11 protein-coding genes are annotated in these 18,677 nt (G+C 50.6%); 5 read left to right on the top strand and 6 right to left on the bottom strand.

Annotated elements, in window-relative coordinates:
- Positions 1-382: 382 nt before the first annotated feature.
- The 3 genes from ACO6VE_RS11375 to ACO6VE_RS11365 all read left to right on the top strand — a co-directional run bounded on the left by ACO6VE_RS11375 (position 383) and on the right by ACO6VE_RS11365 (position 7,536).
- Entirely contained in the window at positions 383-3,424 is a 3,042-nt protein-coding gene (locus tag ACO6VE_RS11375; protein ID WP_422461360.1) for a DUF1601 domain-containing protein, read from the top strand.
- A gap of 848 nt (positions 3,425-4,272) precedes the next feature.
- The gene (locus ACO6VE_RS11370; RefSeq protein WP_422461358.1) at positions 4,273-4,515 is read left to right on the top strand and encodes a hypothetical protein; all 243 of its coding nucleotides are present in this window, start codon (positions 4,273-4,275) and stop codon (positions 4,513-4,515) included.
- 129 nt (positions 4,516-4,644) lie between these two features.
- Positions 4,645-7,536, top strand: coding sequence for a DUF1601 domain-containing protein (locus ACO6VE_RS11365; protein WP_422461356.1), 2,892 nt, complete (start codon positions 4,645-4,647; stop codon positions 7,534-7,536).
- Between the two features lie 45 nt (positions 7,537-7,581).
- On the opposite strand, the gene ACO6VE_RS11360 is transcribed toward ACO6VE_RS11365, so the two are convergent.
- From ACO6VE_RS11360 to ACO6VE_RS11345, 4 genes are all read right to left on the bottom strand, one after another.
- Positions 7,582-10,692 (bottom strand): hypothetical protein, encoded by a 3,111-nt coding sequence (locus ACO6VE_RS11360; protein ID WP_422461354.1) that lies wholly within the window; start codon positions 10,690-10,692, stop codon positions 7,582-7,584.
- A gap of 25 nt (positions 10,693-10,717) precedes the next feature.
- Positions 10,718-14,017 carry an ATP-binding protein gene (locus ACO6VE_RS11355; protein ID WP_422461352.1) on the bottom strand — a complete coding sequence of 1,100 codons (3,300 nt, stop codon included), beginning with the start codon at positions 14,015-14,017 and terminating at the stop codon, positions 10,718-10,720.
- A gap of 83 nt (positions 14,018-14,100) precedes the next feature.
- Positions 14,101-14,706, bottom strand: coding sequence for an SOS response-associated peptidase (locus ACO6VE_RS11350; RefSeq protein ID WP_422448676.1), 606 nt, complete (start codon positions 14,704-14,706; stop codon positions 14,101-14,103).
- Positions 14,707-14,750: 44 nt separating this feature from the next.
- Positions 14,751-15,353, bottom strand: coding sequence for a tetratricopeptide repeat protein (locus ACO6VE_RS11345; protein WP_422461350.1), 603 nt, complete (start codon positions 15,351-15,353; stop codon positions 14,751-14,753).
- Between the two features lie 323 nt (positions 15,354-15,676).
- On the opposite strand from ACO6VE_RS11345, the gene ACO6VE_RS11340 reads away from it, so the two are divergent.
- The gene (locus ACO6VE_RS11340; protein ID WP_422448680.1) at positions 15,677-16,843 is read left to right on the top strand and encodes a 1-acyl-sn-glycerol-3-phosphate acyltransferase; all 1,167 of its coding nucleotides are present in this window, start codon (positions 15,677-15,679) and stop codon (positions 16,841-16,843) included.
- Between the two features lie 2 nt (positions 16,844-16,845).
- On the top strand, positions 16,846-17,226 hold the full coding sequence (locus ACO6VE_RS11335) for a hypothetical protein (protein ID WP_422448682.1): 381 nt from the start codon (positions 16,846-16,848) through the stop codon (positions 17,224-17,226).
- Here the strand turns inward: ACO6VE_RS11335 and ACO6VE_RS11330 are convergent.
- On the bottom strand, positions 17,201-17,746 hold the full coding sequence (locus ACO6VE_RS11330) for an NUDIX hydrolase (RefSeq protein ID WP_422449560.1): 546 nt from the start codon (positions 17,744-17,746) through the stop codon (positions 17,201-17,203). The genes ACO6VE_RS11335 and ACO6VE_RS11330 overlap by 26 nt on opposite strands.
- 297 nt (positions 17,747-18,043) lie before the next feature.
- Entirely contained in the window at positions 18,044-18,634 is a 591-nt protein-coding gene (locus tag ACO6VE_RS11325; RefSeq protein ID WP_422448684.1) for a hypothetical protein, read from the bottom strand.
- Between the last annotated feature and the right edge of the window lie 43 nt (positions 18,635-18,677).

Raw genomic sequence — 18,677 nt, 5'->3', positions numbered from 1 at the left:
CATTGGCGACAGAGTCAGAACTGGTCAACAACGATGACTGGATGGAAGAGTTCCTACAAGGGCTGTGATATGCATTAAGAAGGTCTTGAAAGTGCAACTACGGTCTGCGCAGGGGGTGGCGGGTGACCACCATTCCTACTGTGACCCACAAAACCGAATTTTATCCTCAATTTTCTGCCATCCTCGCTACGGGGTCGCCTAGACGGGCGCTATTCTCGGTCAGCCTCCCAGGTAATTGTCCCGAAATAAAATCGACATTTAATGTTCCCACTGGTACGGCCATGTAATTCTATTTTGGCATTTAGATATTCCAGCAAAATGAACCTCTGGACAGAACAGCTGTCTGTTTAATTATATTTTCGTGAATTAATGAAATATAATTATGGATAGAACCTCTGCTGCTAACGCAAGATCAGGTAATTATTACAACCAACCGGATAACCATGCCGCTTCTTCAAGGCTTGGGCGATATAGACCTGACATAAGACAGAGGGATAGTCCCTACCGTACTATCCCGGGGCATAATGAATTTTACCCTTCTTCTGGCGCATGCACTTCTCAATATCTACAGTGTCGTTCAATAACCCCTGCTCAAGATTTCAATGCCCTTGTCAAACCAGAAATAATGGATGATCTGTTGAGTAAATCTGATCGTTTCGCTGATCGCTATGATGGGAGAAATCACGGTCACTTTGCCAGTTCCATTAAAAAATACACGTCAGCCTCTAAAAGACCGTTAAATCGAGCAGAACAAAGCCAGCTGATACGTTTGCTGCAAAATTTTACAGCAACACGGAGCTGGAATTGGCGAAGCCTGACGACAACAATTCATTCATTGACTTCAGCAGGTGTTTTTACCCCTCATCAACCCAGGGATGAGCGTGTCAAGCTTACTCAAGCTGCCTTATTGTCAACGCTACTTGATGCAATAATATTCAGGTGCCATCAAAAACCTGAAGCCAGGGATATTGACGCCCAGCAAATCGTCAACCTGCTGTGGGCCATGGCGAAACTGGTGGACAACGGACAGGAGCGGACACCGGGGCTCAAAAAGGCCGTGGCCGCACTGTTGCCCAATGTGATCGCACAGAAAGACCAATTTATTGCTCAGGGTATCGCCAACCTGCTGTGGGCCATGGCGAAACTGGTGGACAACGGGCAGGAGCGGACACCAGAGTTGAAAGAGGCTGTGGCCGCGCTGTTACCTCAAGTAAACGCACAGAAAGCTAACTTTAAACCACAGGAAATCGCCAACCTGCTGTGGGCCATGGCGAAACTGGTGGACAACGGGCAGGAGCGGACCCCCGGGCTCAAAAAGGCCGTGGCCGCACTGTTGCCCAATGTGAACGCACAGAAAGACCAATTTATTGCTCAGGGTATCACCAACCTGCTGTGGGCCATGGCGAAACTGGTGGACAACGGGCAGGAGCGGACACCAGAGTTGAAAGAGGCTGTGGCCGCGCTGTTACCTCAAGTAAACGCACAGAAAGCTAACTTTAAATCACAGGAAATCGCCAACCTGCTGTGGGCCATGGCGAAACTGGTGGAGAATGGGCAGAAGCAAACACCTGAGTTCAAAGAGGCCCTAGCCGCGCTGTTGCCCCACGTAAACGCACAGAAAGCTAACTTTAAACCACAGGAAATCGCCAACCTGCTGTGGGCCATGGCGAAACTGGTGGACAATGGGCAGAAGCAAACACCTGAGTTTAAAGAGGCCGTGGCCGTGGCCGTGCTGTTGCCCCACGTAAACGAACAGAAAGCTAACTTTAAACCTCAGGAAATCTCCAGCCTGATGTGGGCCATGGCGAAACTGGCAGACAACGGCCAGGAGCAGACACCAGAGTTCAAAGAGTCTGTGGCCGTGCTGTTGCCCCACCTAAACGCACAGAAAGCTAACTTTAAACCACAGGAAATCTCCAACCTGATGTGGGCCATGGCGAAACTGGTGGAAAACGGGCAGCTGCGGACACCAGAGTTCACAGCGGCCGTGGCAGCGATGTTGCCCTACGTAAACGCACGGAAAGCTAACTTTAAACCACAGGAAATCGCCAACCTGCTGTGGGCCATGGCGAAACTGGCAGACAACGGCCAGGAGCGGACACCAGAACTTAACGAGGCCGTGGCCGCGCTGTTGCCCAACGTGAACGCACAGAAACACCAATTTATTCCTCAGCATATAGCCAACCTGCTGTGGGCCATGGCGAAACTGGTGGACAATGGGCAGAAGCAAACACCTGAGTTCAAAGAAGCCGTGGCCGCGCTGTTGCCCTTCGTAAACGCACAGAAATCTAACTTTAAACCACAGGAAATCGTCAACCTGCTGTGGGCCATTGCAAAACTGGCAGACAACGGCCAGGAACGGACACCAGAGTTCAAAGAGGCTGTCGCCGTGCTGTTGCCCTACGTAAACGCACAGAAAGCTAACTTTAACCCCCAGGAAATCTCCAACCTGATGTGGGCCATGGCAAAACTCGTGGACTACGGCCAGGAGTGGACACCAGAGTTCACAGAGGCCGTGGCAGCGCTGTTGCCCTACGTGAACGCACAGAAAGACCAATTTATTCCTCAGGCGGTCGCCAACCTGCTGTGGGCCATGGCGAAACTCGTGGACAGCAGGCAGGAGGGGGCACCAAGGTTCAAAGAGGCCGTAGCCGCGCTATTGCCTCACGTAAACACACAGAAAGCTCACTTTAAACCAAAGGAAATCGCCAACCTGCTGTGGGCCATTGCGAAACTGGGTGAATTCGTTGAGCTGAAGGTGGCTGCCTCTACGTTCGAATCGCTTGTCTACCAAATCAGTGAAAACCCTCAGTTCTCTCAGCAAGACATAATAATGTCTCTCTGGGGAGTAATGGTGTACTGTGCCAGGTTGTCTCTGGTCCCCAATGCCAATAAAAATAACGTGTTTGAAAAGCACATGGATGACCTGTTTACTCCCATGGAAAACACATTCCCGGACAATGAAGAAGAGCAATCCATCATTGCCATGGCCGCAAGTTGGCTTGGGAAACCTTGTCCGTTCGTCCCCCATTACCGGACAAACATGTCAAAACCTCAAACCGACCTCCACGATCAACTCCAATCACGCATTCCCTCTTTGAAGATTGAAGAAGAAAAAAGTCTGAACACATTACCTCCGGTAGACCTGCTACTGCCAGATCACAACATTGTGATTGAAGTTCAGGGACCGTCTCATTACGTGTGTGGTGATTTCAAAACCAGGAATGGCTCGACACTGCTTAAAATCGCACTGCTGCAAAAATCAGGATTTGAGGTCATTGAAATCCCGGTTAGCGAGCTTGGGAACCGGGATTCCATGAAACGATGTATTGATCACATAAAGACCAGGGTAGCCACCCCGCCGCCGGGGCTTGCCTCTGTAGCGCTTAAAAGAAAGTGGGCAGATGAGGCAAGGCATACATGACTATCGATAAAGGAAGGCAACCCTCAGATTACTTTCACTTAACCGCCGAAGAACATTCAGAAGAGCACACCGGCAAACCAAAGAGAAAAAAAAGGAAGAGAAACAACAGCCAGTAATCCCCTCCCTTCCATCATGATTGCCACACTTTTTGTTTTCTGTACCCAGGTTGAAATTACATATCATTGACATCAAAAAAATGGTAACAGATCTATTACCCTGTTTGTCCATCTTTTGGAGGTGGCCCATCACCACCCGGACCTGCTCATCAGGTATGGTGGCTCCAAAACATAAACTGCTGGCATAAGACGTCCGTTTAAAAGTGTTGCTGAGGATCTGGTAATTCAGGGGCTGGTTTTCCATTGGCTTCGCTTCGGCCGGTCTTTCGGACAAGCTGGCCGCCCCGGATGGATCACCGGTGCTGGCAACCTGTCTCTCTATTACCGGCGCGGTGGCAGGCGGTAGTGTTTGCCCATCCCCTGAATTCGGGGGTAAGGCCCGACATGAAGGTACTCTTATTTATCTACTGCGAAACCTGCCATCTGGCCCTGTTGTGCTGCGGGTGTGGTGTGGGGACGGTGTCCTGAAACTGGCTCGGAAGAAGGAGCATCATTAAGGGACGTTGATATAGGCATTGCCATTGTTTCTAGTCTCCTGCCTGGAGTAAATAACCATATTTTGTTGAATACAACCGGAAGCAGTCCGGATAATCCGGTCATTTAGACAAGATAAATTTGAGTAAAGTTCAAACCGGCACAAGAGAAACGCCTCAGGCCTGCCTTTCGCGACAACTTCTCACCCGTGGGAATCAACACCCCTCACTTGCTGTCAATGCAAAATTCCGGAAGACAGTGACCGTTCTCAATGGTGGCAAAGCACTGAAGTCCGGGCTGCTGATGCATTATCGCAACCGGGTCAGTATCAATCTTCATGGGGGAACCTATCGGATAAGCCACGATTACTACCTCAGCGATTTATCCAAAACACAGCATCAGGCTCTGTTTATGGCGTGTAATATGACGAGTGATGAATCTGTTTATAGCTGTGGTAAAACCGAGCAATTCTTAAATGTTATTCAGAAAATCGACATTTAATGTCCCCACTGGTACGACCATGTAATTCCATTTTGGCAGAAACTTAGTTTAGATATTGCAGCAAAATGAACCTCTGCACAGAACAGCTGTCTGCTTTATTATATTTTCGTGAATTAATGAAATATAACTATGCATAGAACCTCTGCTGCTAACGCAAGATCAGGCAATTATTACCACCAACCGGATAACCAGGCCGCTTCTTCAAGGCTTGGGCAATATAGACATGACACGGTAAGACAGAGGGATAATCCCTACCGCACTATCCCGGGGCGTAATGAATTTTACCCTGCTTCTGGCGCATACACTTCTCAAAATCTACAGTGTCGTTCAGTAACCCCTACCCCTGCTCAAGATTTTAATGCCCTTGTCAACCCGGAAATAATGGATGATCTGTTGAGTAAATCTGCTCGTTTCGCTCAACGCTATAATGGGAGTAATCATGGTCAATTTGCCAGTACCATTAAAAAATACGCGTCAGCTTCTAAAAGACCGTTAAATCGAGCGGAACAAAGCCAGCTGATGCGTTTTCTGCAAAATTTTACAGTAACACGGAGCTGGAATTGGCGAAGCCTGACGACAACACTTCATTCATTTACTTCAGCAGGTGCTTTTACCCCTCATCACCCCATGGATGAGGGTGTCAGGCATACTCAAGCTGCCTTATTGTCAACGCTACTTGATGCAATAATATTCAAGTGCCACCTACAACCTGGAGCCAGCGACATTGACACCCAGCCAATCGCCAACCTGCTGTGGGCCATGGCAAAACTGGTGGACAACGGGCAGGTGCAGACACCAGGGCTCAACGAGGCCGTGGCCGCGCTGTTGCCCCACGTAAACGCGCAGAAAGCTAACTTTAAACCTCAGGAAATCGCCAACCTGCTGTGGGCCATGGCGAAACTGGTGGACAATGGGCAGAAGCAAACACCTGAGTTCAAGGAAGCCGTAGCCGCGCTGTTGCCCCAAGTAAACGCACAGAAAGCTAACTTTAAACCACAGGAAATCACCAACCTGCTGTGGGCCATGGCGAAACTGACAGACAACGGCCAGGAGCGGACACCAGAGTTCAAAGAAGCTGTGCCCGTGCTGTTGCTCCACGTAAACGCACAGAAAACTAATTTTAAACCACAGGAAATCACCAACCTGCTGTGGGCCATGGCGAAACTGGTGGACAACGGGCAGGAGCGGATACCAGGGCTCAAAGAGGCCTTAGCCGCACTGCTGCCCCGGGTGAACGCACAGAAAGACCAATTTATTCCCCGGGCTATCGGCAACCTGCTGTGGGCCATGGCGAAACTGGTGGACAACGGGCAGGTGCAGACACCAGGGCTCAACGAGGCCGTGGCCGCGCTGTTGCCCCACGTAAACGCGCAGAAAGCTAACTTTAAACCTCAGGAAATCGCCAACATGCTGTGGGCCATGGCGAAACTGGTGGACAATGGGCAGAAGCAAACACCTGAGTTCAACGAGGCCGTGGCCGCGCTGTTGCCGCAAGTAAACGCACAGAAAGCTAACTTTAAACCACAGGAAATCAACAACCTGCTGTGGGCCATGGCGAAACTGGTGGACAACGGGCAGGCGCAGACACCATGGCTCAACGAGGCCGTGGCCGCGCTGTTACCCTACGTGAACGCACAGAAAGACCAATTTATTCCTCAGCATATAGCCAACCTGCTGTGGGCCATGGCAAAACTGGTGGACAACGGGCAGGAGCCGACACCAGGGCTCAAAAAGGCCGTGGCCGTGCTGTTGCCCTACGTGAACGCACAGAAAGACCAATTTATTCCTCAGGCTATTGCCAACCTGCTGTGGGCCATGGCGAAACTGGTAGACAACGGGCAGGTGCGGACACCAGGACTCAAGGAGGCCGTGGCCGTGCTGTTACCCTACGTGAACGCACATAAAGACCAATTTACTCCTCAGCATATAGCCAACCTGCTGTGGGCCATGGCGAAACTGGTCGACAATGGGCAGGTGCGGACACCAGGGCTCAACGAGGCCGTGGCCGTGCTGTTACCCTACGTGAACGCCCATAAAGACCAATTTATTCCTCAGCATATAGCCAACCTGCTGTGGGCCATGGCAAAACTGTTGGACAGTGGGCAGGAGCAGACACCAGATATCAACCAGGCTGTGGCCGTGCTGTTGCCCTGCGTGAACGCACAGAAAGACCAATTTATTCCTCAGGCTATCGCCAACCTGCTGTCGGCCATTGCGAAACTGGGTGAATTCGTTGAGCTGAACGTGGTTACCTCTACGTTCGAATCGCTTGTCGGTCAAATCAGTGAAAACCCTCAGCTCTCTGAGCAAGACATATTAATGTCTCTCTGGGGACTAATGGTATGCTGTGCCAGGTTGTCTCTGGTTCCCAATGCCAATAGAAATAACGTGTTTGAAAAGCACCTGGATGACCTGTTTACTCGCATGGAAAATACATTCCCGGACAATGAAGATGAGCAAACCATTATTGCCATGGCCGCAAGTTGGCTTGGGAAACCTTGTCCATTCGTCCCCCATTACCGGACAACCATGTCAAAAACTCAAACCGACTTCCACGATCAACTCCAATCACGCATTCCCTCTTTGAGGATTAAAAAAGAAAAAAGTCTGAACACATTACCTCCGGTAAACCTGCTACTGCCAGATCACAACATTGTGATTGAAGTTCAGGGACCGTCTCATTACGTGGGTGGTGATTTCAAAACCAGGAATGGCTCGACACTGCTTAAAATCGCACTGCTGCAAAAATCAGGATTTGAGGTCATTGAAATCCCGGTGAACGAGCTTGGGAACCGGGATCGGGATTCCATGAAACGATGTATTGATCGCATAAAGACCAGGGTAGACACCCCGCTGCCGGGGCTTGCCTCTGTAGGGCTTAAAAGAAGGCGTGCAGATGAGGCACACATGACCACCGATAAAGGAAGGCAACCCTCAGATTACTTTCACTCAACCGCCGAAGAACATTCAAAAGAGCACACCGACCAACCAAAAAGAAAAAAAAGGAAGAGAAAAAAATGAAGACCATTGATGATCATTGCGACCACAGCCTCCTGAACAAAAGCATCATGAACCGACAGAACCCACAGGAATGGGCACCAGCATTTCCTGCAGGTTTACCTTGCCAGTGTCGTCATATCCCCTGAAGCGCTTCTCACTGATCACCGCAAAGCCTCTTTGCTCAAGCACTTGTTTTGCCGGGGGTGATTTCAGGGTTTGCTGGGTTAATGTGCCAAGGCTCATAAGTATCCCTTCGGATTGCAGTCGTTGCACCTCCTGGGCGATGGCCTCTTGTGTTGCCATGCTGAGCAGACTGAAACCCTGGCGACACTGCATCTTTTCCAGCCGGGTCATCCCTGTTGGCACCTGCACTTGCCTGAGATCATGGAAGCTATTATGGATGCCACGGGTAATCCCGTTTTGCCTGTCAGTCTTGCAGTCTTTATGGTCAGGGCTGGAACAGGTGTGAATGCCTGCACGGCTGGCAATAAAACGCCGGACATTATCATCCAGGCAGTTTTCCATGTTCTGCAGTGGCAAGGGGGTCAGTTCAAATTTCTCTTTGATGGCCGTCCTGTCAGGTTTGAGATGATACGTCTGGATATAGGAATCCGCCCGACAGTCTTCACTATGGCTGCCAGTGACCTGTAACAGATCAGCGGCACCATGCATGGCAGCTTCCAGTTGGCGTTGGAAGTCCGGCTTCAGGGCAGGCTCACCGGTGAAATCCCTGGTGAGTTGCGACGGCAGATCCAAACGCCGGGGGTCAAACCCTGTAAGCGGGTGTCGGCCTGTGCAGAATCCCGGGAACGAGGCATCAACCCCGGTGCATCGGATATAGTCCATACGGTCAGCAAAACGCAGTACCTGCAGATAACGGCGAACCGATGGGGAAATAGTCTGGTCGCTCTTGCCATGTACGTCGTCTTCCTTGCTGGCCAGCGCCTCGGCTATACCATCCAGCTGTTGTTGTGGATACTGCCCCTGCAGATCCCGTTTGAAATAGTCAGCCGCCCTGGCTTCTTCATCTCGTTTGGGGACATCTTCCGCTGCGGCGTCATGATAGATAATGGCCAGCGACAACAGATTCTTTTCAATGTCAGAGAACTGCATCGGATCGAATTTGTCCAGCAACTCGATATACCACAACAGATTGTTCCGGGCCCGCAATACATGACTGCAGCTGTGAGCAGACTTCCACACCACGGGCAATGTCTCACGGCCAAGGCATTGGATGACTCGCTCTGGTCCGGGACGTCGGTAATAGTGCTGTAAGATTCTCAGAATGGTCTCTTCGTTATCTTTGGCATTGGGCAGAACCGGCGGTTGGCTGAAGGCGTCGACGATAAATTGCAACGCTGCTGGTTGCATCAATGAGGCAGGTTGGGCAGATTGACTGCCGGTAAGGCCGAAGGACTTTCGCAGTTCGTCTATTTGTTGTTGCCCTTTTTTGATATTTTCTGGCCACTGCTGATAAAAGGGCTCTTGATCCCGCCGCTCCCGGAGTTCTTTAGCCCAGTGGATATAATCATCTGCACAAAGTGTTCCCAGGGATTGTTCAATGCCATCAGCTCCGGTGTCTGCTATTTTTTCTCTCACAGCGCTGAATATTTGCTCATCGGGTTCACCAAAACGAAACAGAGCCAATAAATAGTTCTTTAATTGGTCATAGGGGTGATACCCTTGAAAAGGTCGTCGAAGGACGTAGTCAAACACTTCTTGCAGTTCTGCTGAACTGAGTCTCTGGCAACGTTGATGAAATTCCAGCATGACAGCCGGATCATTAAAGAAGGGGACATCAGTAATTAAATACCCTAAATCGCCCCCCTTGTAGGATAATCCCAATGCCTTTAAACGACAGCACAGTCTAATCGAATAAAATTCCCTTAACAGATGCTTGCCATTTTTTTCATCAAAAGACACCCCGCGTCTGGCCAGTTCAGTAGATAACTGGAAAAAAACATCTTCCTCGTCAGCTCTCTCTCCCCTATGCTCTTGTTGGTTATAATACAGAGACATACTACGATGATGATCTTGTAACCATAACGTTGTTGCTGACTGGATCAACAAATCAAGTACTGTCTGCCACTTCCCCTTGTAAAGAAACGTTTTTTCAACCGGGAAATCCTGGTCTATTAATTTCCAGATCTGGTCTATTAATTCCCTTAAGTGTTGATGATTGAAGTCCGGGTTCGTTACCAGTTTTATAATGTCCTGACATGGATACTGCATCGCTGGCAGATGCTGTTGATTCAGGGTCTTTGCTCTTAACGGCATTGGCAGAAAATTCAATACCTGCCTGAAGGTTTCTTCAGCAATGATATGGGATATCGAAAAATTAGTGAGCCTGGCTTTATGCAGCGCTGACAGATGGCCACTGACTTCATCCTCAAAATAAACCTCTGCCGAGCCGCTTTGCTGGGAATAAACCAGCCAGGGCAATGGGTCGATGCCAAAAGTCTCTTCTAACTGGTGTTTATCCTGCAAATGATCGGTAATGTCTTTGCCAAGGTCCTCTTTTGCAGTAAGAAAGCACTTGATTTGTGATTTTTTATACCCGGTGGTTAGCCATTCTGAATGGCATGTTAACTTTTCATAATCTTTTTCCCTGAATTCAGGCGGTTTGAATGTGCCATTCCAGCGCAGTTTACCGGATGAAGATCCCTGATAAACGGTACAGATCCGTTTAGCTCTCTCCTCCATTTTCTTTTGCAGTGAACTGTGGTCAGGCAGGCATTTGGCAGAAAGCTCATCCGGCTTTACCGCATTGTTCTCTAGAAAGGATGTAATGGCATTTTTTTTATAGGCAGCGAGCGTACCGGGTTTTATCAGACCAACAGTGACATGGTTCGGCCTGAGTATCGTGGGTACATCTTCCATAATCAGGATGACGGGCCTTGGTCCTTTGGGTAACTTATCCTTATGGTCAAGATAATCCGACTCTTTTTTGAATCTTGCATGGCCTGATTTCGCGGAGCTCATCCTGATCTGTCGAGCGCCTAACGTGCCTGCCTTCACAGCATCGAGCAATTCCTGTCTTAGCTGTTCTCTGTTACCAGGAGGCTCGCAGTGTGCAGTTTCAGGGTTTGAATGTTTGCCCGGTTGCACCGGGCAACTCTCAGGGTTGGCAAACCCTGCTGTCGAGAATGAATTTACTGCTTTTGATAATGAATCCATATCAATAAAACTGACTGATAATGCCTTAACGTCTATGGTTAAAATTTTCTACCAGCTGACCAATAAAATTTTCCAGCCGGGCAATATCCATATCCGCCGTCAGCATCAGCAGGAAGCCAATCACATCGGCCAATGCCGGGTCGTTCTCAAATGAGTGCAGCGCCTGCTCCAGCGACTCCAGATCGCCCTGCTCAAAAGCAGAAATAATGGCATGCACAAAGCTGTCCATTCGCATCTCTTTGAGACTTTGCAGCAAAGCATTCTCATTCCACTCTGGTTTTGGCAACGCGGTGACATAATCCACACCCAGTAAACAGCGGATTTTATCAAACATCAGCCCGGCATCCAGGGGCTTGCCAATGTATTCGTCAAACCCCTGAATCAACAGCCGCTCCCTGGCCTCATGGCTCACACTGGCGGTCACAGCCACTGCTTTGACCGATACTTTTCCGGGAAGTTCACGAATTTTCCTGATCGCTGTCACCCCATCCATCACCGGCATGGAGATATCCATCAAAATCAGGTCAAAGTCCACCTGCTTCACCGCTTCCACCGCCTGAAGGCCATTGCCGACGGTATCAACCCTGAAACCCGCTGAATCCAGCAACCCGGCCATCATATCCCGGTTACTTTCAACATCATCCACCACCAGAACCCGAACCCCCTGGAAGCGCTCATCCAAATGCACATAAATGGAACCGGGCAAAAGACGCTGATGCTCTTTCAGCGCTGCAAAACTGCCCAGAACCAGCGGCAGGACAAAAATAAAACGGCTCCCCTTGCCGGGCTCGCTGATAACATCAAGCTCCCCACCCATGGCCGAAACCAGCCGCCGACTGATCGCCAGCCCCAGGCCAGTGCCACCGATCTGCAACCCCAGATGGACCTGCCGGAAAGGTTCAAAGACCCTCTCCAGGTCCTCATGGGCAATACCAACACCGGTGTCGCGGACTTCAAAGACAATATCATTGCCCTCCACGGACACCCGGCATTCAACCCATCCCTTAACCGTGTACTTAACGCCGTTACTGAGCAGATTCAGCAGCACCTGACGAACCTTGATTTCATCCAGCATGACAATTTCCGGTAACGTGCCAATGGGCAGCAGGCGTAAATCCAGCCCCTTGCTGACCGCCCTTTCCATGAGAATATTGCGCACCCCACGCAGTAACTCCAGCAATCGAACCGCAGAAGGGTGTAACTCAATCTTGCTGGACTCAATTTTGGTTAAATCGAGAATATCGTTAATCAGTGACAGCAAATGCTGGCCACTGGCCTCAATGGTGTTCAGGCTTTTTCGCTGGGCCGACGATAACGAGAGGTTTCTTAACAACAGCTGGGCATTGCCAAGCACGCCATTCAGCGGTGTTCTCAACTCGTGGCTCATATTGGAGAGGAACAGACCTTTGGCCAGATTGGCCCGCTCTGCCTCTTCCTTGGCCCGCATCAACTCATGCTCAATGCGTTTGCGCTCCGTGATATCACGAACCACCATGGAGATCAGCAGGCCATCGCCGGTTTTCAGGGGGTTGCTGGTGATTTCTACCGGGAAAATCCGGCCTTTACGATCAATACCCCGGGATTCATAACCCACCAGGCACAACTGCTCCCAACTGGCTTTTTCCAGATCACCCAACAGAGGGTGCCCCGGACGGTTTTCCAGTGGCGTCAGCAGGCTCAGGGGCATATTGACCAGGTCTTCCCGGTGAAAGCCAAACAGATCTTCCGTCCTGCTGTTGGCCATGCCGATAATGCCTTCCGGTGTGGCAATGATGGTTGCGTCCGGCGCGCTGTCCAGTAGCAGCTTGAATTTCTTGGTATCGCTGACCCGATCAGTAATATCATTGGCCAGCCCTTCCACCAGATATTGCCTGTCTTCCAGATCCCCGATATCGCTCCAGAAGATTTCCAGCCTGCGGATGCTGCCATTCAGATGCCGGATATCCAGCTCAAAGGTATCGCCCCATCGCCCCTGCTTGGCCTCACGAAACTGATCCCGAAAACATAATTTACTGTCCCGGTTAGCAAGATACCCGATCAATGGACGCAGAAACTCCTTCTGTGTGTAGCCCAGAATGGCCTCTATTGACGGACTGACATGGGTAACGCACCCATCCTTATTGAGGTTGAAATAGAAATAGTTCCCCCTCAGCCGCTCCAGCAAATGACCGATATTGCTGGTTCTGGCCCGATGCAGTGCTTTTTCCCGGTCCGCCAGCCTGGTCACCAGTTGCTGGAAACTTTCGGTCAAACTGCCCATTTCATCCCGGCTGATATGGGTAATCACCGGCATGACCCGACGGTAGGTAAAATCATCCATGGCTCGCTTCAAACGGATAATCGGACGGGTAATTCTCACCGACACCAGGCTGGCACAGGTAAATATCAGTGTCAGGGAGAGTAGCATCAGCAATGCATTAATCTGCGCCTGGTCAATAACCGGAGCCAGTACGGTTTCCCTTGGGGCATAACTGATCATCCACCAGGAAGCCGATTTAATGGGTGCCCCCATCAACCAGTACTCATTCTGCCGCACCGGCACCCACTTATGCCGGAAAGCGGGCTCACCTCGTTCAATCAGCTCTTCCAGGTCATGCCATAACCCCGGTGAACCGTAATAGAACTGGCTTTGATGAATGCTGTTTAACTGGTAGCGCTTCGGCGTTTCACTGTCCGTCTGCAGGTACTCTCCTGCGCCATTAACAATGGAAAAACTGGCATTTCCCGTGGTGTTTTCCACCAGCTGCTGGCGCAGATCCGCCAGGCTGATATCCATCCAGAAATAGCCATAAAGGGTGTTCTCTGAAATGACCGGGACGATATAGCTGACAATCCACCCTTTATCCGCAGACCCTCTTGGCGATGTCCAGAATCCCCCTTTCTGCTGATCCTGATTGGCCCACCAGAACTGGGCTGGAAACAGGCCGGTATCGACGCTTTCATCCAGCCGGACCCGGCACTGATTCCTGTAGGCATGAAAAACATCCCAGTGCTGCAGGCTGCTGCCGAGCTTCACATAAGTAAAGCCGCGAACCAGAGAGTTTCTTGCCACCAGATCCGTGAGAAAGTGTTTGATCATGGCATGGTCAGTCACTGGCATCCGACTCAACATATCCCCCATAAACGAGGTCATGGTCATCAGCTGCCGGGTATGGCTGTCAATTTTGTCCGCATTATGCCAGACCTGCTCAATCAGCCCTTTTGCGACCGCGTCCGTGGCCTGTTTGAGTGAGAGGTAGAGGTGGATTCCAAAGATCAGGTTGTACAGCAGCGTGACAGGCACGACAGTAAAAAAAATGATTTTTTTCCTGATAGAAAATTGCACTGGGTTCACTGCACACGGCCACAATGAACGCTAATGATAGACCAGCATTTCAGCAGTGAATGGAGATTCTGAACAACGCAACCTCAGCCTTTCAGAATATTCTGGCTGTGCCAGGGAAAGCTGGCTAGAAAGGCAGAAAAACGTTCAATATCAAAAGGTTCCCCGGACAGCCAGCGCTGTGCATGAGCCTTCGTCAACAACGTCGGCATGCGCTCAGCGATCAACATTAACGGTGGCATTGCCGGCATGGTTAACACGGCGCAGGAATCGAAAGAGAGAGTACTGTCCACCGTGAACCGCTCCCATAATCCGGCCATCAGTAGCAGCGAACCATCTTTTGCGCCGATACGCCACAACTGACGACGGTTGCCCGGAGCCATATGCCATTGGTAGTAGCTATCCGCCAGAATCAGGCAACGCCTGTCCTGCCAGGCTTTTTTGAACATTCGTGACTCAGCGGCGGTCTCCACACGGGCATTGATCTGGGCCCGAGATAAATCCTGCAACCAGGAAGGGACAAGCCCCCACTTGGCCCGGGCGAGTTCAGGGGCACCACAGTCACTGTTCCGAACCAGCCACACCTGCTGCCCCGGCACCACCTGTTGCACGGGTTTCTGAGTTAACACATCGTTGATACCGAGAAAGCCAAGGTCAACCCTGGGCAGGTTGAATGAGTAACGGCTGCACATAAATTACTCCAACTCACTTTAATCATTTGCGATCAAGAGCCTGATTATTGCAGATAAAGAGTGGCCAACTGATCCACCAGCTGCCTGGCCTTTTCCAGTTGAACCGTATTGAGCAGAGTCTCCAGCCTGGCTTTCTGGGCTTCGGCAGAGGCTGATATGTTCGACGGGGCCTGCAGACTGAGCTCGGTCCACATATAAGCCGCGATCAGGTTGCGGTCCGTGCCTTCACCATTGAGATAGGCCCGTCCCAGCTCATACTGTGCTTCAGGATTCAGCCCTTCACGCCCGGCAGCCTGCTGGAAATAGTCAAAGGCCATGCCAATATCCTTAGCGGTCCCGGCAAGCCCGTCACGATAAGCCCTGCCCAGCCAGAGCATGGCTTCGGCCCGGGCTTTCTGATCGCCCTGGCGGGCAATGCGCTGCAAAGCGTTAATGGCTTTAGCCGGGTTTGTTGCCTGGCCTGAGTGGAGGATTTGAATCGCCTCGCTTAACTGTCCCTGAACCTTACCAGAAACCGACGGCTCTTTTTGTTCTTTCTGCTCTTTCTGAGCCACAACACCGCTAACAGGGGTGGTAGCCCAGACCGGCCCCGCCACCGTGACCAGCAATACCACCAAACTGACAGCACTTTTAAACTGCTTCAACATGAATAATTCCTGCCTGGCATTTTTATAAATGGTCAGGTTCCGGGAACCTGAAACCTGGATTATATGATGTTCGGGAACGGTTTGCAGGTATTCCTCACAGCGATTCCCATTCCAGCGATAAACGTCACCCGGCAACCAATTCCACCTTCGTTATCACTTCAATCGCACACATACTGATGAACAACCTCTGGTTTGCATCCTCCATACGCCTCAGTTACATTACGCGACAGTGTCTATACAGACCGGCAGTCAATCCATGAAATATAATAGCCCGTCGATCAATAACGATTTTTTCCTTATCTGACCTCAAAGCATTGGCACAAATGGAAGCTTTTGACGATATCCGCCCTTACCATGACCATGAGGTCCGGCCTACACTGGCTCGCCTGTTAACTGATAAAGACCTGCTCCATGTGTTGGCAAAGCACCGTTACCCCGGTTTAACCCGGCAATTTTCCGGAGCCATGGCCTGGATCACCTCTCTGGCGTTAAAGTACAAAACACGGAATATCCATAATGTCCGGGATTTTCAGGCCATCATCGAGCCCTATCTGACCCGGGTGATCAAAACCACCACCCATAAGGTGTCTTTTTCCGGCATTGAGCACCTGAACAAGGACAAGGCCTATCTGTTTCTGTCCAACCATCGGGATATTGTTCTGGATCCGGCCCTGGTCAACTACGCGCTCTACCTTAACGATATGGAAACCTGCCAGATTGCCATTGGCGACAACCTGGTCAAACGCCCTTTTGTCAGTGACCTGATGCGTCTGAACAAAAGCTTTATCGTCAAACGCTCACTGTCCGGACGACGGGAAAAGCTGCTCGCCTTCCAGAACCTCTCGGCCTACATTCATCACTGCATCGATGAAGGCCAGCCGGTCTGGATTGCCCAGAGCGAAGGCCGGGCCAAGGATGGTAATGACCAGACCGATCCGGCCATTATCAAGATGTTTAACCTGAGCCGTCGTGGCAGGCAGGGCGCTTTTGCTGACAATATTCGCTCACTGAATATTGTACCGGTCTCCATCTCCTACGAGTTCGACCCATGCGACTGCGACAAGGCCCGGGAACTCTATGAGAAACAACAGACCGGTCAGTATCAGAAAGCCGACGATGAAGATTTGAAAAGCATCGTCACCGGCATAGATGGTTACAAAGGGCATGTGCATGTTGCGTTTGGCAAACCGCTGACAGAAGACTTTGAAGATGCCGCCTCGGTGGTTCAAGAGGTTAACCATCAGATTCACCATAACTATCAGTTGCAGACATCCAACCTGTTTGCCTGGGAAGCGATCAGCAGTGAGATCAACCAGCATGAGCAGGTTATTCAGGTTCCGGGGATCGAACAGTTATTCCCGGCCATCGATCTGCAGAAAAAGCGCGATGAATTTACCCGACACCTGCAGCGCTGCCCTGAGCCATACCGCCCCTGGTTCCTAAAGATGTATGCCCAGCCGGTGATTAATCGCTTCCGCTACGGTTCATAAGCATGAAGGAATCATCTGCACAACATGAAGCGCACCTTTCTCACCAGTCTGAAACGCAGGTGTACAAAGTCAGTGTAATGATTCCCTCCCCCTGGCTTGAAACAGTCAAGGAGGCCCTGTTCGCTGCCGGCGCTGGTCGTTATGGAACCTATGATTGCTGTTGCTGGCAAACCCCGGGAACCGGCCAGTTTCGCCCCTTGCCGGGAAGCCAGCCCTTCTCCGGGCAACCCGGCGAAATCCATTCAGAAGAAACCTGGAAAGTAGAAATGCTTTGTCAGGAGCGGTTTTTAAAACCCGCCATTGAGGCGCTACTGCGGGCGCACCCTTATGAAATGCCTGCCTTCGATTTTCACCCGGTCAGTCTTGCCGCTGCGGAGGCGTGACATACTCAAGCCTCATGGGAAATACGCCTTCCCGACGATCGGCAAAATAATAGCGAAGCGTCCGGCTTATGGTAGAAAATGCCAGTTGGTCCCAGGGAATCTCATCTTCTGTAAAGAGGGCCACCTCCAGACTCTCCTCCCCCGGGGCAAAGTCCGGCCGTTCCAGTCTCGCCAGAAAAAAAGCCGACAGCTGACCTACATGCACCACATTAAACAGCGTATACAGTGACTCAATAGTAACATCCGCACAGGCTTCTTCGCGGGTTTCCCGTGCCGCTCCCTCTTCGATGGTTTCGCCCAACTCCATAAAACCACCGGGCAGTGTCCAGAACCCCTTTCTGGGCTCGATCGCCCGTTTACACATCAATACCTTATCCTGGTAAACGGGCAGGCACCCGGTGATAACCCTGGGGTTCTGATAATGAATCGTGTGACAGTGATTACACACATCCCGCAGGCGATGGTCCCCTTCAGGCACTTTTCTTTGAGTCTTATGACCGCAGACACTGCAGTAATGCATAGAGGATCCTGTCATCAACGTTCACTCCTTGTTTCTGGCAGACGGGTAAAGAAGGACAATAACAGAGTAACAAAACCTCAGAGATGAACAAACTGTCGATCTACTTGCTTCATTAACGGGAAAAGCTTTTCTTTTCCTTTGTGGTTCCAATGCAAGACCCGCAACACCTGTCAACCAGCCCCCCTCATCAAACACTGAAAGAGGACAGGGTTCAGTTTACCATCATGAAGAATCCTTAATGTCTACCTTAAGAACAAGAACTAAGGGAGGCATCCTGATTGCTGCCAAATTTTTCGCTTATGAATTTACAGGGCCAGAACTCAAGGCTTCTATAGGCCCAATGTAATCAATTACGAGTTTGAACTCATTTCGCAACCTCTGCGGAACATTATCTTGCATGAAGCGCTCTATTTCGGCGAGCAACATCCGCTTTTCTTCCGGGCTGCAATCATAATCCGCCGTCACCTTGAACTTAAGTTGGTCTCTGGTTTTGCCAGTGAGTGCCAGCCCACAAATGCGAGCATTATTCCAAAGCAGAGGGCCAACGAGTTTTATCAACTCATCCTTCATGTCACTTATAATCCTCTTTTCGGTATTTGTGGATGAAATACCCGCGGTATCAGGGTTACCACCGTCTCGAAAAGGTTTGCTGATTTCATCACGTTGAGCACTCGGTGCCGAAAGTGCCACATTTCTGTTTGTTACAGGTTTAGTACCATTGGTCGACATTTTTTCTTCTTGCAGGCATAGTTCCGGACTCAGGCCAGGAGTCGGAGGCACGCTGGCAACTGCGGCGACGGGGGGAGATGGTGAACGACCAACCGCAACCGGTGGGGTAACATAACCGGTGAGTTGTGATGAAGTGGCTCCAGAGTTTACATTTTGCATAATCAGTTCCTCAAGGTGAAACTGATCTCTTAGGGTAGACATT

This window comes from Endozoicomonas sp. ALB115 (assembly GCF_049310245.1).
Taxonomy (GTDB): Bacteria; Pseudomonadota; Gammaproteobacteria; order Pseudomonadales; family Endozoicomonadaceae; genus Endozoicomonas.
The sequence above is the reverse complement of the archived record's forward strand: the minus strand, read 5'-3'. Positions and strand labels throughout refer to the sequence as shown.

What these genes read in the sequence shown, in the direction of transcription:
- ACO6VE_RS11375 (WP_422461360.1), top strand. Translation starts at nt 383, where the DNA reads ATGGATAGAACCTCTGCTGCTAACGCAAGATCAGGTAATTATTACAAC.
- ACO6VE_RS11365 (WP_422461356.1), top strand. Translation starts at nt 4,645, where the DNA reads ATGCATAGAACCTCTGCTGCTAACGCAAGATCAGGCAATTATTACCAC.
- ACO6VE_RS11360 (WP_422461354.1), bottom strand. Translation starts at nt 10,692, where the DNA reads ATGGATTCATTATCAAAAGCAGTAAATTCATTCTCGACAGCAGGGTTT.
- ACO6VE_RS11350 (WP_422448676.1), bottom strand. Translation starts at nt 14,706, where the DNA reads ATGTGCAGCCGTTACTCATTCAACCTGCCCAGGGTTGACCTTGGCTTT.
- ACO6VE_RS11345 (WP_422461350.1), bottom strand. Translation starts at nt 15,353, where the DNA reads ATGTTGAAGCAGTTTAAAAGTGCTGTCAGTTTGGTGGTATTGCTGGTC.
- ACO6VE_RS11340 (WP_422448680.1), top strand. Translation starts at nt 15,677, where the DNA reads ATGGAAGCTTTTGACGATATCCGCCCTTACCATGACCATGAGGTCCGG.
- ACO6VE_RS11335 (WP_422448682.1), top strand. Translation starts at nt 16,846, where the DNA reads ATGAAGGAATCATCTGCACAACATGAAGCGCACCTTTCTCACCAGTCT.
- ACO6VE_RS11330 (WP_422449560.1), bottom strand. Translation starts at nt 17,746, where the DNA reads ATGCATTACTGCAGTGTCTGCGGTCATAAGACTCAAAGAAAAGTGCCT.
- ACO6VE_RS11325 (WP_422448684.1), bottom strand. Translation starts at nt 18,634, where the DNA reads ATGCAAAATGTAAACTCTGGAGCCACTTCATCACAACTCACCGGTTAT.